At 66.9% G+C, this 15,940-nt stretch carries 16 protein-coding genes and 1 pseudogene; 9 read left to right on the top strand and 8 right to left on the bottom strand.

Features of this window, described 5'->3' with window-relative positions; translation table 11 throughout:
- Positions 1 to 57 precede the first annotated feature (57 nt).
- Entirely contained in the window at positions 58 to 795 is a 738-nt protein-coding gene (locus E7773_RS11015) for a hypothetical protein (RefSeq protein WP_293991121.1), read from the top strand.
- Here the strand turns inward: E7773_RS11015 and E7773_RS11020 are convergent.
- Entirely contained in the window at positions 792 to 2,087 is a 1,296-nt protein-coding gene (locus tag E7773_RS11020) for a hemolysin family protein (RefSeq protein WP_293991123.1), read from the bottom strand. The two genes, E7773_RS11015 and E7773_RS11020, sit on opposite strands and share 4 nt — an antisense overlap.
- Before the next feature lie 116 nt (positions 2,088 to 2,203).
- Between E7773_RS11020 and E7773_RS15570 the strand changes: the two are divergent.
- Together E7773_RS15570 and E7773_RS11025 are read left to right on the top strand one after the other, a co-directional pair.
- Positions 2,204 to 2,347, top strand: a pseudogene (locus E7773_RS15570) (DUF4236 domain-containing protein); the annotation flags it as partial.
- 123 nt (positions 2,348 to 2,470) lie between these two features.
- A complete protein-coding gene (locus E7773_RS11025) occupies positions 2,471 to 3,340 on the top strand; it encodes a hypothetical protein (protein ID WP_293991125.1) in 870 nt (289 codons plus the stop codon).
- A gap of 42 nt (positions 3,341 to 3,382) precedes the next feature.
- On the opposite strand, the gene E7773_RS11030 is transcribed toward E7773_RS11025, so the two are convergent.
- The gene (locus E7773_RS11030; RefSeq protein ID WP_293991127.1) at positions 3,383 to 3,811 is read right to left on the bottom strand and encodes a nucleoside deaminase; all 429 of its coding nucleotides are present in this window, start codon (positions 3,809 to 3,811) and stop codon (positions 3,383 to 3,385) included.
- Between the two features lie 23 nt (positions 3,812 to 3,834).
- The gene (locus E7773_RS11035; RefSeq protein WP_293991129.1) at positions 3,835 to 4,083 is read right to left on the bottom strand and encodes a hypothetical protein; all 249 of its coding nucleotides are present in this window, start codon (positions 4,081 to 4,083) and stop codon (positions 3,835 to 3,837) included.
- A gap of 160 nt (positions 4,084 to 4,243) precedes the next feature.
- Between E7773_RS11035 and rpmB the strand changes: the two genes are divergently transcribed.
- The gene (rpmB, locus tag E7773_RS11040; protein WP_293991131.1) at positions 4,244 to 4,540 is read left to right on the top strand and encodes a 50S ribosomal protein L28; all 297 of its coding nucleotides are present in this window, start codon (positions 4,244 to 4,246) and stop codon (positions 4,538 to 4,540) included.
- 72 nt (positions 4,541 to 4,612) lie between these two features.
- Here rpmB and E7773_RS11045 read toward each other — a convergent pair whose 3' ends face one another.
- Positions 4,613 to 5,590 carry an esterase-like activity of phytase family protein gene (locus E7773_RS11045; RefSeq protein ID WP_293991133.1) on the bottom strand — a complete coding sequence of 326 codons (978 nt, stop codon included), beginning with the start codon at positions 5,588 to 5,590 and terminating at the stop codon, positions 4,613 to 4,615.
- Between the two features lie 160 nt (positions 5,591 to 5,750).
- On the opposite strand from E7773_RS11045, the gene E7773_RS11050 reads away from it, so the two are divergent.
- Positions 5,751 to 6,137, top strand: a complete 387-nt coding sequence (locus E7773_RS11050) for a glycine zipper 2TM domain-containing protein (RefSeq protein ID WP_293991134.1) — start codon at positions 5,751 to 5,753, stop codon at positions 6,135 to 6,137.
- A gap of 309 nt (positions 6,138 to 6,446) precedes the next feature.
- Here E7773_RS11050 and phbB read toward each other — a convergent pair whose 3' ends face one another.
- The 4 genes from phbB to E7773_RS11070 all read right to left on the bottom strand — a co-directional run bounded on the left by phbB (position 6,447) and on the right by E7773_RS11070 (position 12,484).
- Positions 6,447 to 7,169, bottom strand: a complete 723-nt coding sequence (gene phbB, locus E7773_RS11055; protein WP_293991135.1) for an acetoacetyl-CoA reductase — start codon at positions 7,167 to 7,169, stop codon at positions 6,447 to 6,449.
- Positions 7,170 to 7,217: 48 nt separating this feature from the next.
- Entirely contained in the window at positions 7,218 to 8,225 is a 1,008-nt protein-coding gene (gene hemH, locus E7773_RS11060) for a ferrochelatase (protein ID WP_293991136.1), read from the bottom strand.
- A 148-nt stretch (positions 8,226 to 8,373) separates the two neighbouring features.
- The gene (locus tag E7773_RS11065) at positions 8,374 to 10,623 is read right to left on the bottom strand and encodes a molybdopterin cofactor-binding domain-containing protein (protein WP_293991138.1); all 2,250 of its coding nucleotides are present in this window, start codon (positions 10,621 to 10,623) and stop codon (positions 8,374 to 8,376) included.
- A 181-nt stretch (positions 10,624 to 10,804) separates the two neighbouring features.
- On the bottom strand, positions 10,805 to 12,484 hold the full coding sequence (locus tag E7773_RS11070) for a class I adenylate-forming enzyme family protein (protein ID WP_293991140.1): 1,680 nt from the start codon (positions 12,482 to 12,484) through the stop codon (positions 10,805 to 10,807).
- A 104-nt stretch (positions 12,485 to 12,588) separates the two neighbouring features.
- Between E7773_RS11070 and lgt the strand changes: the two genes are divergently transcribed.
- The 4 genes from lgt to pgeF all read left to right on the top strand — a co-directional run bounded on the left by lgt (position 12,589) and on the right by pgeF (position 15,899).
- Positions 12,589 to 13,431, top strand: coding sequence for a prolipoprotein diacylglyceryl transferase (lgt, locus tag E7773_RS11075; protein ID WP_293991223.1), 843 nt, complete (start codon positions 12,589 to 12,591; stop codon positions 13,429 to 13,431).
- A gap of 46 nt (positions 13,432 to 13,477) precedes the next feature.
- Positions 13,478 to 14,479: an SAM-dependent methyltransferase gene (locus E7773_RS11080; protein WP_293991225.1), complete on the top strand. Its 1,002-nt coding sequence runs from the start codon at positions 13,478 to 13,480 to the stop codon at positions 14,477 to 14,479.
- A gap of 143 nt (positions 14,480 to 14,622) precedes the next feature.
- Positions 14,623 to 15,138, top strand: a complete 516-nt coding sequence (locus E7773_RS11085; protein ID WP_293991141.1) for an N-acetyltransferase — start codon at positions 14,623 to 14,625, stop codon at positions 15,136 to 15,138.
- The gene (gene pgeF / locus E7773_RS11090; RefSeq protein WP_293991143.1) at positions 15,135 to 15,899 is read left to right on the top strand and encodes a peptidoglycan editing factor PgeF; all 765 of its coding nucleotides are present in this window, start codon (positions 15,135 to 15,137) and stop codon (positions 15,897 to 15,899) included. Before E7773_RS11085 ends, pgeF begins: the two co-directional genes overlap by 4 nt.
- The last annotated feature ends 41 nt before the right edge of the window (positions 15,900 to 15,940 follow it).

The following is a 15,940-nucleotide window of genomic DNA, read 5'->3' on the forward strand; positions in this document are numbered from 1 at the left end:
CTGGCGTATCGCCCGCCCTCCGCATAGGATGGCGGGCGATATGCTTTTGAGGATGACATGCAAACGACACCGATGAGCCCGGGCGGGGCGGCCGACGCCTTCTTCAGCTGGACGGTGATCTCGCTGATCGCGATCGGGGTGATCGCCGCGCTCGTGATCGCCGGCATTATCTACGGGCGCCGCCTGTCCTACCAGCGCCACCGCGCCGAAGAAGCCGCCGAGGAACGCGCCGACGAAGCAGGCATCCCGCTGCCCGAGGAAGAAGATCCGATCGCGGCGGCGACAAGCACCGAGCCGGTCGCCAAGGAACCCGATTCCGATCTGCCGGTGAAGGTGCCGGAACCCAGGCCGAAACCGGCGCCAGCGCCCAAATCGACGCCCGCGCCAAAGCCGAAACCCGCGCCCAAGCCTGCGCCAAAGCCGGCCCCGAAACCAGTACCCGCGCCAGCACCGGTACCGGCACCCGTCGAGGAAGCGGCGTCACCCCCGCCGCCTGCTCCGCCAGCCGCGCCGGAGCCTGCCCCCGAACCGGCTGTCGCGCCAGACCTCGCCGGCGCGCTCTCGCTCACGACGATCAAGGGACTCGGGCCGAAGGTCGCGGCGATGCTCGCCGAGCGCGGCATCACGCGGGTCGACCAGGTCGCGGCGCTGAGCGACGCCGAGGCGAGCGACCTCGACGCGCAACTTGGCGTGTTCACCGGCCGCATGGCGCGCGACCGCTGGATCGACCAGGCCAAGCTCCTCGCGAGCGGCGACACCGCGGCGTACGAGGCGGAGTTCGGGAAGCTCGGCTAGGCCGCGCGGCTGACCAGCAGCTTGTCGATCCGGCGCCCGTCGAGGTCGACGACCTCGAACGTCCAACCCTGTTCGGTGACGCTTTCCCCTTCCGCGGGCAAGCGCCGGAACGCGGCGAGCGCGAAGCCCGCAGCGGTCGCGTAATCGCGGTCGTCGGGCAAATCCAAGTCGAGCTTTTCGGCGAGCAGATCGGCCGAGGCCGACCCTGCGACCAAGTACGATCCGTCGTCGCGATGGACGAAATCGGGGGCTTCGTGCGGGTCGGTGTCGGAGGCGAAGTCGCCGGCGATCGCGGCGAGCAAGTCGGCGGGCGTGACGATCCCTTCGAAATGCCCATATTCGTCGTGGATCAGCGCCATCGGCACGTCGGCGCGGCGGAGGCGGACGAGCGCGTCCATCGCATCGAGCTGGTCGATCACCACCGGCGCGGCGCGCATCAGCACCTTGAGGTCGAGCACGTCGCCGCGGATCGCCGCCGCGACGATGTCGCGCGCCTGCACCACGCCCACGACCGCATCGACCGATCCTTCGGCAACCGGCAACCGCGTGTGCGGCGACGCGGCGAGCTTCTCGCGAATCCCCGCCGGATCGAGCCCGATATCGAGCCATTCGACCTCGGTGCGCGGCGTCATCACCTCGCGCACGGGGCGGTCGGCGAGCCGCACCACGCCCGAGATGATCGAACGCTCATGCTCCTCGATCACGCCCGACTTCGACGCCTCGGCGACGATCAGGTGAAGCTCCTCGGCGGTGACCTGATCCTCGCTCTCGCGGCTCAGCCCGATCGCCCAGAACAGCGCCTTGCTGGTCGAATCGAGCAGCCACACGATCGGCGCGGCGACCTTCGACAGCCACACCATCGGGATCGCGACGATCGCGGCTATCGGCTCGGGCGAGCGCAAGGCGATCTGCTTGGGCACGAGTTCGCCGACGATCAGCGAGACGAAGGTCGTGACGCCGATCACCAGCACGAACCCGACGGTGCTCGCGCTCTCCGCGCTCAACCCCAGCGCCTGGAGCCGTACCGCGGTCGGCCCGCCCAGCGCTTCGCCCGAATAGGCGCCTGACAGGATTGCGATCAGCGTGATCCCGACCTGCGCGGTCGACAGGAACTTCCCCGGATCGGCGGAGAGATCGAGCGCGGCGCGCGCGCCCCGGCTCCCGGTCCGCGCCATCGCCTCCAGCCGCGCTTTCCGCGACGAAGCGATCGACAGCTCGCTCATCGCGAACACGCCGTTCACCGCGACGAGCACGAGGATGATGACGACGTCGATCCAGGGATAGGGTGCCATGATGCGGGGTCAGCCTATAGGGCGGAGAGCGACCTAAGCAACTCATCAAAAAATTGCTGTTGATTGACCGTCTTACTCCGGGGTGCCAGCATTCGAAATCGGGGGGGCAAGTCGTAATGCCATTCTATTTTCGTAAGTCAGTGTCAGCGGGGCCTTTTCGTTTCAACCTTTCATCAGGCGGCATTGGCATGTCGGTTGGTGTTAACGGCTTACGCTTCGGGACCGGTCCTCGAGGCCACTATGTCCATGCCGGACGGGGCGGCCTTTACTATCACGCATCCTTGGGCGAAAACTCGTCAAGACGGATATATGCGGAACCTTCTCGGAGTCACTTTGCTCCGCCACGTCGCCACCCTGCGCACATTGTAGAGCCTAACGTTGACATGGTGCCTGTGTCTTCCGGCGACGTGATGTCGATGTCAGATGAGCGGTTTTCCGACCTTTTGGATGAGTTTAATTCAAAGCAGGGAAAGTTATCCCTTGCTTGGACGCTCGCCGGAACCGCCCTCGTTCTCGGTCTCATCAGCGCAGCTGGTTTAGGTGTCGGAGCGATAATCGCAGCATTCGTCCTAACGGTGATCGCAGCGATAGTGGGCGCTCACATAGACGCGACCCGGCGTTCCGTAGTTGTCATGTACAATCTCGAACAGGACGCTTCGGCAGCTTATCAATCACTCACTGATGCGTTCGATCATCTCGCCGCATCGTCGCGCAAATGGCATGTAGATGCAGGCGGTAAGGTGCGTGACATTCACACATGGAAACGCAATGCTGGCGCAAGCACCCTGGTCGATAAGCGTCCAACCCAATTTGGTTACGGACTGCCTAGAGTCTTGAAGAGCAATGTCACGCCGCCGACTATGCAGGTCGGAAAAGAGACGCTGTATTTTTTACCGGACCTAACATTAGTGGTCGAAAACGGTCGCGTTGGTGCCGTTGCTTACGATGCACTTCGGGTCACATGGCAAGATAGCCGCTTCATAGAGGAGGACAGCGTCCCAAGCGACGCGCAGATTGTTGGCGAAACTTGGAAATACCCGAACAAAAACGGTGGGCCCGATCGACGTTTCGCGAACAACCGCCGTCTGCCCATTTGCCTGTACGAATCCTTTCATCTGGGAAGCGCCAACGGATTGAACGAATTGTTACAGGTTTCGACGAACGGTCGCACTCGGGCTTTTGCATCTGCGGTGCAGGCGCTAGCGGCTGTTCTAGGCAGGAGCAGTGCCGTCCTCGCGCTTCCAAATCTCTAAACGCGCTCAATCATTGGTGAAGGTTGCGGTGAAATACGCAACTTATCGGCGGCTGGCGAAAAAATCGCGCAGCAGCGCCGCCGCCTCCCCCTCGCCGATCCCGCCATAGATTTCGGGCCGATGGTGCACCGTCGGCTGCGCGAACAGGCGTGGGCCGTGTTCGACCGCGCCGCCCTTGGGGTCGCTCGCGCCGTAATAGAGCCGCTTGATCCGCGCGTGGGCGATTGCGCCGGCGCACATCGCGCACGGCTCGAGCGTCACCCACAGGTCGCAATCGCTCAGCCGATCGTCGCCGATCGCCTCCGCTGCTGCACGGATCGCGAGCATCTCGGCATGCGCGGTTGGATCGTGCCGCGCGCGCGGCGCGTTGGCGGCGGTCGCGACGATTCGGTCGCCCAGCACCACCACCGCGCCGACGGGGACTTCCCCCTCAGCGGCGGCGGCGGCGGCCGCGCCGAGCGCGGCGCGCATTGGCGGCGGTAGCTGGAACGCGCTTATTTGGGCGCCACGCTATTGGCCGGCGGCGCTTCGCCGGGCTTGTTGATCTGGACGGTCGGTACCGTCACGTTGGTCGTGCCGGTCGTCACCGTCGCGACGTTCGCCGTCACCTCGGGCGCCTTGCCGCCCTCGACCTTGACCGTCGGCAGCGTGCCGGCGGTGCCGTGCAGCGTCACCATGCCGGTCGCCAGCAGGATGATCAGGACCACGGCCGCCAGGCCGATCAGCGCGAGCAGGAACCGCATCGTCTCTCTCCCGTTAAATTCGAATCGTTGTCGTAATAACCATCGTCGGCCAGCGCGGTTGCAGGGTAAAGCCCGAATCTGTTGACCACGGGCGCGCTTGCCGCTATCCGCGCCCCCTTTCCGGGGCCAGGTTCGCCTGCCCGATACTCAGGATCTGATCATGTCGCGCATTTGCGAGCTGACCGGCAAGGGCCGGCTGGTGGGTAACAATGTTTCCCATGCCAACAACAAGACCAAGCGGACGTTCCTGCCCAACCTGCAGAACGTGACGCTGATGTCGGACGCGCTGGGCACCAGCGTGAAGCTGCGCGTGTCGACGCACGGGCTGCGCTCGGTCGAGCATGTCGGCGGTCTCGACAATTGGCTGGTGAAGACGAGCGACGACGATTTGTCGCTGCGCGCGCGCCGCCTGAAGCGCGACGTCAAGAAGAAGCTGAGCACGCCCGCCGCGGCGTAAAAGCCGATTCGGCCAAGGCTGTTCGAAAGCCCGCTCTCCCACATGGGGAGGGCGGGCTTTTCGCGTTGGAGCTCAGAAATCGAGGCGGAATTTCATCAACAGCGTGCGCTGGAACACGAACAGATTGTCGTCGCTGACCATCCACAGGATCGTCGCCGGCCCCTCGCGCGTCACCGCCAGTCCTTCGAAATTGTCGACCGTCAGCGGTGCCGCGAATCGGGCGATTTCGGTCCCTGCCACGATCGCGCCGGGCTTGAGCGCGCGCGGGTGGATCAGCGTCAGTACGGCGCTCCAGGCGAACGGCAATGCCAGCTTGCGGTTGAGCACCAGTATGCGCCCGTCGGGCAATTGGGTGGCATCGCTCGGGTCGTAGCCGTCGGGCGGGAGGTAGCCGAAGCGGAACCCGTTGTTCGGATGCACGACCGGGTCTCCGTCGAACAGCAAAGCCTGGCGCGCGTGGCTCCCCGGCCGGTTCGTCGTTTCGGCGACCACCAGAAAGCGCCCATCGCGGAGCCGCACCATCGATTCGGCGCCGCCATTGTCGTCCCAGCCGGCCATCGCGCGCGGGGCCGCCATCGCCGCGGGAAGCGTCAGCCCGGGAGCATAGCGCCAGATCTGGTTGTAGCGTTCGAACCCGACCCAGACCTGCCCCGATCCCGGATCGACCGTCATCGATTCGCTGTCGCGGTCGCTCTTGTCCCAGCCGAGGCCGGGCCCCGCGGGCAAGTCGCCGAACCATGGCTCGCTAATCCGGAATTTCGCGTCCATCCGGAACCGCGCGATCGTCCCGCCGTCGCTCAGCAAGGTGAAGCGGTCGCCCGCGATGCTCATCGAGGAAAACCCGCCGAACGCCCCGTCATGGCTCCACAGCGCCACGCCGCCGAGATACGTCAGCGCGCCGACCCGTGTCCGCTTTGGATCGCCTGGATCGAGTGCCACAGGCGTCGCCTCGATATCGGCGCGCGTCCCCAGGATCGGCCGCCGCTCGGGCCCGCTCCAGCTTGTCGCCAGCGCGAGCACCGTCATCAGGATCAATCGCTTGGCCCGCATCGCGCCCCTCATAGCGGCACGGGCTCCGCTGGCGAGAGGCGTTCGCTGAACGGTGGATAACGGACGCATTCAGCATCCACTCAACGCGAATCGGACATAACGCCTTCATCGAGAGCAACCGCGCTCGTGTGATTTTGAGAGACGGACAAGGAGACGACCCATGTTGAAGAAACTGAGCCTCGCCGGTGCCGCGCTCGTGATGACCGCTACCGCCGTCATTCCCGCCGCGCCCGCCATGGCGCAAAGCCGCGCGTACCGCGACGCCTACAGCCAAGGCTACAACCGCGGCGGCTACGACAACCGCTATTACGACAACGGCCGCACCTATCGCGGGTACGACCAGCGCTATCGCAACAACTACCGCACCCCGCGCGAGTGCAAGACCGACCGCGGCACGATCATCGGCGCGATCGCCGGGGGCCTGCTCGGCAACGTCATCGCCGGGCGCGGCGACCGCTTGCTCGGCACCGTGATCGGCGGTGCGGGCGGCGCGCTGGCCGGCCGCGAAGTCGCGAAGTCGGGGCAGCCGAATTACTGCCGGAGATAAGAGTTTCTCCCGAGTTGCTTATCGGGAGAGATAGTCCCTCGCGTAGCGTTTGAGGGCGGGGGCCGGCCTCTGAAAAGAGGCCGGCCCTTTGTATGTCTTTCGTTTACGAGATCACAATTTTCGCCTTGGAATCCCGTAACGCGTCCCGAAGACGCTTGGCGTCGTCGATATCAGTCCCTTCAGGGAGATGCAGTGCGATAGTCCGTCCGTTCAAGCCGAGGTCCTCGCTGGGATTCAAGAACAAAAAGCAGGGTTCGCCAGCTTGCCGTTCTTTCACCTCGGGTACGAAATTCTGATGCATACGGGCCCTCAATACATGTGTTGGCCACCATTGATCGACAGCGTCGACCCGGTCACGAACCCGGCTTCCTCGGCCACCAAGAACCCGACCGCGCGCGCGATTTCGGACGCCTGGCCCAACCGCCCGACCGGGATCTTCGCGACGATCTTCGCCAGCACGTCCGCCGGCACCGCGGCCACCATGTCCGTATCGATATAACCCGGTGCGATCGCGTTCACGGTGATGCCGAACCGCGCGCCTTCCTGCGCCAGCGCCTTGGTGAAGCCGTGGATGCCGCTCTTCGCCGCGGCGTAATTGACCTGGCCGTACTGCCCGGCCTGGCCGTTGATCGACCCGATATTGACGATCCGGCCCCAGCCGCGCTCCTTCATCCCCGGGAACACTGCCTTCGCCATCGTGAAGCAGCCGCCGAGGTTGGTGTCGATCACTTCGTTCCACGATTCCTTGCTCATCTTGAGCAACGTGCCGTCGCGCGTGATGCCGGCATTGTTGACCAGCACGTCGACCGGGCCGACCTCGTCCGCGACCTTCTGCACGCCCGCCTGCGCGTCGTCGTAATTGCCGACGTCGAACTTGACCGTCTTGATGCCAGTGCGGTCGGTGAATTCCTGCGCACGCTGGTCGTTGCCCGCGTAATTGGCGACGACGGTCATACCCATGTCCTTGAGCGCCAGGCTGATCGCCTCGCCGATGCCGCGGGTGCCGCCGGTCACGATCGCTACGCGGGCCATATCTCTCTCCATGTTTGCGCTCGCAATTCGCGAGTCGTTCGGTTCACGCTATTGAGCGCTGGTCCACCCGGCAAGTTCCCGCGACAAGATGCTGCGCAGCATGGCGATCCCGACATCGCTGTCGTTGAGACACGGGAGGTAGGCGAAATCCTTGCCGCCCGCCGATAGGAAGCTTTCGCGCCCGCGGATCGCGAGTTCCTCGAGCGTCTCGAGGCAATCGGCGGAAAAACCCGGCGCGACGATCGCGACGCGCGTGACCCCCTGCCCCGGTAATGCGGCGAGCGTCGCGTCGGTCGCCGGGCCGAGCCATTTGGCGCGGCCGAACCGCGACTGGAACGCGACGATCAGGTCCTGCCCCAGCGCCTCGCCAAGCAAGCGCGCGGTCTTCTGGCAATGGCAATGATAGGGATCGCCCAGCTCCAGCGTGCGCTGCGGCATGCCGTGGAAGCTCGCGACGAGTGCCTGCGGTTCGAAGTCGAGGCTCGCGAGCGATTGCCGCACCGACGCCGCGAGCGCGGCGATATAGGCTGGGTCGTCGTGATACGGCGGCAGCGTCCGCACCGCGGGCTGCCAGCGCATTGCGGCCAGCGCGGCGAACGCCTTGTCGTTCGCGGTCGCGGTCGTCGCGGCGCAATATTGCGGGTAGAGCGGCGCGATCAGGATGCGATCGCATCCAGCGTCCTTCATCGCCGCCAGCCGGTCGGCGATCGCCGGATTGCCGTAGCGCATCGCCCAATCGACCAGCACGCCCGGCCCGAATGCGTCGTTGAGCGCCGCCGCCTGCGCGCGCGTGATCGCGGCGAGTGGCGAGCCGTCGTCTCGCCACACCAGGCCATAGGCGTGCGCCGATTTCCTGGGCCGCGTATTGAGCACGATCCCGCGCAGGATCGGCTGCCACAGCAGCGCGGGGATTTCGACGACGCGCTTGTCCGACAGGAATTCGGCGAGGTAGCGCTTGACCGCCTTGGGGTTCGCCTCGTCGGGCGTGCCGAGATTGACCAGCAGTACGCCGATCTTGGGCGGCGCGATCGGGGGATGGTTTAGGGGCGTCGTCATAAGTCCTCCCCGTTCACGGGGAGGTGGCGCGCGTAGCGCGACGGAGGGGGTGGGCCGCAATCGCATCGAGTGAGGTGAACCCCCTCCACCATTTGCTGCGCAAATGGTCCCCCTCCCAATTCCGGGGAGAAATTTGAAACACGCAAACTCACTGCTCTCCGACCCTGAGCGGCAAGCTACGGATGCGGAATCCCGTCGCGGATTGCAGCGCGTTGGCGATCGCCGGCGCGACCGGCGGCACCGCAAGTTCGCTGACGCCGCCCGGGTCGGCCTCGCTCGGGATCAGCTCGACCGTGATGTCGGGCACGTCGGCGAGCTTTGGCAAATCGAGTCCACTGAGTCCCAGGCTCTCCGCCCAGCCGCCCCCGTACCGCGTGCTCGCGCCGAGCGCGGCGGCCATGCCGAACACCAGCCCGCCCTCGATATTCTGGCGCACCACGTCGGGGTTGATCGCCCGTCCGCAATCGGCGACCGCGACCAGCCGGTCGACGCCGATCGACTGGTCCTCGTCGATATGCGCCTCCGCGAACACCGCGATGTGGCTGCCGCGGAGCGAGTGACACGCGATGCCCTGCCCGCTGCCCGGCACCCCGCCTTCCCAGCCACCGAGCGCCGCGACCGTCGTCAGGCACCGCGCCAGCCGCGCGTCGCCGCCGAGCATGCCGATGCGGAACGACATCGCTTCGGTCTTCGCGACATGCGCGAGTTCGTCGATGAAGCATTCGGTGAAGAAGCAATTGTAGCTGTGTGCGCCCGAGCGCCAATGCCCGGTCGGCAGCCCGACATCGGCCTCATGATGGTCGATCGCATAGGACGGGATCTGGTAGAAGGGCGTCGCGCCCGCCATCGCGTAACCGTCGCTGCTGCCCGCCACGGCCAACGCCGCCGAGGCGGTGCTGTCGTCGGCGAGCAGGCGATGGGCCAGTTCGCGGCCCGTCGCGGGCGCAGCGATCTTGGCCTGCCAGCCGATGATCCGCCCCTGATTGTCGAGCCGCCCGGCCATTTTCGCGACGGCGGGCGCGCGGACGCGGTCCTGCTGGATGTCCTCGGCGCGGCTCCACATCACCTGCACCGGGCGCTTGAGGTCGCGCGCGAGCAGCGCCGCCTGCACCGCGGCGTCAGGCTCCAGGTTGATCCCGAACCCGCCGCCGATCGGCATCGGGTGGATCACGACCGATGCTTCCGAAACGCCCGTCGCCGCGGCCACCGCCGCACGAATAAGGCCGGGAGCGAGCGTCGGCGCCCAGACTTCGACCGCACCATCGCTCCACGCCGCAGTCGCCGCGCGCGTTTCGACGGGCGCGTGCAGTGCGGGGTCGACGCGATATTCGGCCGTGACGATTGTCGCGCCCTTGAACGCGGCACCGACGTCGCCCGTCGACGCGACGCGCACCCCCGGCCCAGTGAGCGCAGTAGCGAGCGCGCGGCGGATCGTTGTGGTCGAGATGGGAGGCCCCGGCATGCGGAAACGAGGCTTGATCGCCGCCAGCGCCTGGTTCGCCGCCCACCAGTTGCTCGCGATCGTCGCCACCCAGCGATCGTGCCGGACCACCTCCAGCACGCCACGGATCCCGTTCGCGGCCGCCGTGTCGCACCCGATCAGCGTGCTGTCGGGGGTCGGCCCGCTGCGCACCGCGGCGAACACCATGTCGGGCAAACGAACATCGCCGGCGAAGTTGACCGATCCGTCGATCTTGGCCGGGCTGTCGAGCCGCGCGAGCGACTGGCCGCTCATCCGCCCGGTCTCGCCGCCGCGCCACGGAATCGGGTCGGGCACGCTGCCGCCCACCGCTTCCGCCGCGAGCTCGCCGAAGCGCAGCCGATCCTTGCCGTGCACCACGAACCCCTGCGCGGTGCCGCACGCTTGCCACCCGACGCCCCAGCGCTTTGCCGCTGCTTTCTGCAACAACACCCGCGCCGCCGCGCCCGCGTCGCGCAAGTCGCTTTCGAACCGGCGGACCGACGTCGATCCGGCGGTCAGCATCAGCCCGCTCGACGTGACATGGCCGTCGCGCAACCCTTTGGGCAAATGCCCGAACGCCCCTTCGAACAGTTCGTCGGCGGCCAGCGGGTTGGCGTAGAGCGGGTTGAGCGGCGCCGGCTCGACCGCGATCGTCCGCCAGTCCGCGCCAAGCTCGTCGGCGACGATCTGCGGCAGCGTGGTCCACACCCCCTGCCCATGCTCGGCCTGCGGCACCGCGACCGCGATATGCCCGTCCTCACCGATCTTGAGATACGCGCCGAAGACGTGCTCGCCCTTCGCCGCGGTGAGGTTGGGCGCGTAGTGCCGCGGCCACACGCTCCACGCGACCAGGAGCCCGACGCCCGCCCCGCCGCCGATCAGCAGGTTGCGGCGTGTGAGCAGGGGTTTGGAGTCAGGCGGTGGAACGGTTGCCATTGCCATGGCTGTATCGTGACATGCGCGCACGCGCCACACTCTGTTCCCCTCCCGGCCTTCCGGGAGGGGCTAGGGGTGGGTGCGAGCGATAGCGAGGCTCTGCGTGCAAGCATCGGAGCGCGATCCAAAAGGGTCGCGCGCCCACCCCGACCCCTCCCGGAAGGCCAGGAGGGGAGTAGCGTCACGCCATCGCCCGGTACTTCGCCCGCAACCCCACCTTGTCGATCTTCTCGGTCCCCAATCGCGGCAGTGGGTCGGCGGCGATCCAGATGCGGTCGGGCACCTTGAACGCGGCGATATGCTCGCGGAGGAACGCTTGCAGCTCGGCCTCGCTTACCGCGTCGCCCGCATGGAAATGCACCACCGCGCCGGGGACTTCGCCGAGCCGTTCGTCGGCCAGCCCGAACACCGCCGTCTCGGCCACCGCGGGATGCTCATAGATCGCCGCTTCGACTTCCTGGCAGCTGATATTCTCGCCGCCGCGGATGATGATGTCCTTCTTGCGGTCGACGATGAACAGATAGCCGTCGGGATCGAGATACCCGATGTCGCCGGTCAGGAAGTAACCGTCGGGGCTGAACGCCGCCGCGGTCGCATCGGGGCGGTGCCAATATTCGCGGAAGTTGCAGATCGACCGGATCGCGATCTCGCCGCGCTCGCCCTGCGCGACCTTCGCACCGGCATTGTCGAGGATCGCGAGGTCGACCAGCGGCAGCGATGCGCGCCCGGTCGAATTGGGTTTGGCCAGATAATTGTCGCGCCAATTGCCGCAGCCGACGCCGTTGGTCTCGGTCAGGCCGTACCCGATCAACGGCGCGCCGCCGCCCATTTCCTCGTTGATCCTTCGCACGTGATCGACCGGGCGCGGCGCGCCGCCCGCCGCGAAATCGGTGACGGTCGAGAGGTCGTACTTGGCGCGGTCGGGGTGCGTCAGGATCTCGAAGCTCATCAGCGGGACGCCGACGAAATAGCTGATCTTTTCCGCCTCGATCAGCCGCATCGCCTCGGTCGCGTCCCATTTGGGCATCAGGACGAGCTTCCTGCCCATCGCGAACGACTGGAGCATCACCGGCACTTCGGCGGTGACGTGGAACAGCGGGACGTTGAGCAGCGTCGAGGGCTGCCCCTCGGGCGGCTTACCGTCCTCGGTCGCAAGCCCGAGCATCACCAGCGCCTGTGCCAGATAGTTGAGCACCGCCTGCATCACCGCGCGGTGATCGCTGAGCGCGCCCTTAGACTGGCCGGTGGAGCCCGAGGTGAACAGGATCGTCGCGAGATCGTCGGGGCCAAGTTCGGGCAAGGCGGCATCCGCATCCGATGCGATCGGTGTCAGCGCCTCGGCCAGCGGCTGCAAGTCGTCGATCACCACCACCCGCGCGGTCAGCCCCGCCACCTCGGCGAGCCGCTTGCCGCGCGGCGGATCGGCGAACACGATGCTGCACTCGACCTCGGTCAACGCGCCGGCGAACTCCTCGGTCTGCCACCAGCCGTTGAGCAAGACCGCGACCCCGCCCGCCATCAGCACGCCCATGTAGAGCGCGATCCACGACGGCGAGTTGCGCATCGCGATCCCGACCCGGTCGCCGCGCGCCAGCCCGCCCGCGACCAGCGTCCGCGCCACGCGCTCGGCCTCGGCGTACACCGCGCCGAAGGTCAGCCGCTCGTCGCCCGACACGAGGAAGGTCGTGTCGCGATGCTCGGCACAATAATGCGCGAAATAGTGCGACAGGCTCGGTGGTGCCGCGGCGATCATCGGATAGGTGCGCCCGCCGACCGTCACCTCGGTCAGTGCCATCGGGCCGTCGGCCGCGATCAGCTTGCCGATCCCGCCATCCATCCGCACATCGAGCGCGCTCGGCATCATTCTCTCCGCTTGGGTTTGTCCCTTTCCGCCCTTATGGAGGCGCGAAACCCCGGGGAAAAGCCTTGATCCTGCACGCACTCACGTCGATCGATTTCAACGACCTGCACCTGTCGAAGGTACTGCTCCATATCCATTTGTTCGGGCGCGATTTGTTCGACATCAAATGGTATTCGATCGCGTACATCGCCGGGATCGTCGTCGGGTGGATGTACCTGATGCGGCTATTGAAGGCGCCGGGCGCGCCGATGGCGAGCCGCCATGCCGAGGATTTGGTGTTCTATGCGACGCTCGGCATCATCCTCGGCGGGCGGCTCGGGTACGCGCTGTTCTACGCGCCGCAGCTGCTGATCTCGCTCGGTATCTTCAAATTGTGGGACGGCGGCATGTCGTTCCATGGCGGGGTAATCGGCACGACGATCGGGATCATCCTGTTCGCGCGGCGGCACAAGCTCGATTGGCTGCGGATCCACGATTACGTCGCATGCTGCGCGCCGTTCGGGCTGTTCTTCGGGCGGATCGCCAATTTCGTGAACGGCGAACTCTGGGGCAAGCCGTCGGGCGACAGCCTGCCTTGGGGAATCATCTTCCACCAGACGGGCAACGACGTCGCACGCCACCCGAGCCAGCTTTACGAGGCGGGACTCGAGGGGATCGTGCTGTTCGCGATCCTGTGGTTCGCGTTCTGGCGCACCAAGTCGCGCTACGACCCGGGCAAGCTCGTTGGGCTGTTCATCCTGTTCTACGGCCTGTTCCGCTACGTCGTCGAATTCTTCCGCGAGCCCGACAGCCAGTATGCCGACAGCCCGATCCTCGGCGTCGCTGGCCTGCACATGGGCCAGTTGCTGTGCGTGCCGATGGTGCTGGGCGGCGCGTATCTGATCGCGACCGCCAAGCGCCGCCGCCAGCGAGTCACCCCGATCGCGGGCGACGACGCGGTCGCGTGACGTGAGCGACGGCTCGCTGCCCGACCGGCTGGCGCGCGCGATCACGATGGCGGGGCCGATCCCGCTGTCGCAATATATCGCCGCCGCCAACGCCGAATATTATGCACACCGTGATCCGCTGGGGTCGGCGGGCGACTTCACCACCGCGCCCGAGATCAGCCAGATGTTCGGTGAGCTGATCGGGCTGTGGGCCGCCGATCTGTGGCAGCGCGCCGGTTCACCCGATATCACGTGGGTCGAGCTCGGCCCCGGGCGCGGCACGCTGACCGCCGATGCGTTGCGTGCCATGGCACAGGTCGGGCTGACGCCGCCGGTGCACTTCGTCGAAACCAGCCCGACGCTGCGCGCGGCGCAGAAGGCGGCGGTGCCCGACGCGACATGGCACGACGATGTCGCGACGCTGCCTGACGACCGCGCGTTAATTGTTGTGGCCAACGAATTCTTCGACGCGCTGCCGATCCGCCAGCTCGTCCGCGCGGGCGATGCGTGGCGCGAGCGGATGGTGGCGTGCCAGGACCTGCTGTTCCTGCCGATCGCGGGGAAGGACGTGCCCGACAGCATCGTCCCCGAGCATTTGCGCGACGCCGCGCCTGGGTCGGTGATCGAGACATCACCCGCTAACGTCGGCATAGCGCGCGCGGTCGCCGGGCGCCTGGTGCGCCAGGGCGGCGCGGCCTTGGTGATCGACTATGGCTACGAAGGCCCGGCGATCGGCGACACGCTCCAGGCAGTCAGCGGGCACCGATTCGCCAACCCGTTCGAAGAACCGGGCAGCCGCGACCTAACCGCGCATGTCGATTTCGCGACGCTCGGCGCAGCGGCGGGGATGGAGGGCGTGCGCGTCGAGGGACCAGTCGGGCAGGGCGCGTTCCTGACCGCGCTGGGGATCGAGCCGCGCGCGGAGGCGTTGGCCAGGACATCGCCGGAGCGCGCCGAACAACTCGCCGCGGACCGCGCGCGGCTGACCGATGCCGATCAGATGGGCGAGCTGTTCAAGGCGATGGCGTGGACCGCACCCGACTGGCCCGAGCCAGCGGGGTTCGCGTGATAATCGGTGTACGATCCTCCCCGTTTACGGGGAGGTGGCGCGCGCAGCGCGACGGAGGGGGCGGGCCGCAGACGGATCGCTTATGGCCCGCCCCCTCCACCGGCTTCGCCGGTCCCGCTCCCCGTGAACGGGGAGGATTTTAAGTGAACGTCACGATCCAATACCGCGACGCCACGCCCGCCGACGGCGACCAGCTCGCGCAGGTCGCACGGCGCATCTTCACCGAGACGTTCGGGACGCTCTACCGCCAGGAAGATCTCAAGGCCTATCTCGACTCGGCCTATGGCGAGAACGGACTGGTCGGCGTGCTGCGCGATGCCGATTACCAAGTGCGGCTGGCGACCGACGGCGACGCGATCATCGGTTATTGCACGATCGGCCCGGTCGCGTTTCCCGGCGAGTGGCCGGGCGCGATCGAGCTGCACAACCTCTACGTCCTTGGGCCGTGGCAGGGCGAAGGCGTCGCGCGCGTGCTGATGGACTGGGCGATCGGCGAGGCGCGGGCGCGACAGGCGACCGAGATCGTGCTGTCGGTCTATGTCGACAACGCCCGTGCCAAGGCGTTCTACCAGCGTTACGGCTTCGTCGAGTTCGGCAAATACACCTTCATGGTCGGCAGTCATCCCGACGACGACCGGCTGATGCGGCTCAAGCTATGACGGTCGAGGTCAACCGCGCCCGCGCGCTGAGCGACGTGCCGCACGGCTTTCTCGGCCGGCGCGGCGGGGTGTCGACCGGGCTCTATGCCGGGCTCAACGTCGGGACGGGATCGGACGACGATCCCGCGATCATCGCCGAGAACCGGCGGCTCGCGGCCGAGACAGTGCTGCCCGGCGCGATCCTGCTCAACCCGTATCAGGTCCATTCGGCCGATTGCTTCACCGTGGCCGCGCCGTGGGACGCGAGTCTACGCCCGCACGCCGACGCGGTGGTGACCGCCCGGCCGGGGATCGCGCTCGGCATCCTGACCGCCGATTGCGCGCCGGTGCTGCTCGCCGATCCGCAAGCGGGCGTGGTCGGCGCGGCGCATGCCGGGTGGAAGGGCGCGCTGGGCGGGGTGACCGATGCGACGCTGCTGGCGATGGAAGCACTCGGCGCCCGGCGCGACCGCATCCGCGCCGCGATCGGCCCCTGCGTCGCGCGGGCGAGTTATGAGGTCGATGCCGCCTTCCAGCGCCGGTTCGAGGCCGACGACCCCGCCAACGAACGCTTCTTCGCATCGGGGCGCGACGGCCATGCGCAGTTCGACCTCGAAGCCTATGTCGCGCACCGCCTCGCCGCCGCTGGGGTCCGCACGGTCGAGGCGATGGGGTTGGATACTTACGCTGACGAAGATCGTTTCTACAGCTTCCGCCGCGCCACGCACCGCGGCGAGCCGGGATATGGACGCCAGATCAGCATCATTGGCTTGCCGATTTAGTTTCCCCTGAAACCACCCGGCGCTATGGGGGCGGCAATCCC

The sequence above is a fragment of the Sphingomonas sp. genome, assembly GCF_004799495.1.
Taxonomy (GTDB): Bacteria; Pseudomonadota; Alphaproteobacteria; order Sphingomonadales; family Sphingomonadaceae; genus Sphingomonas.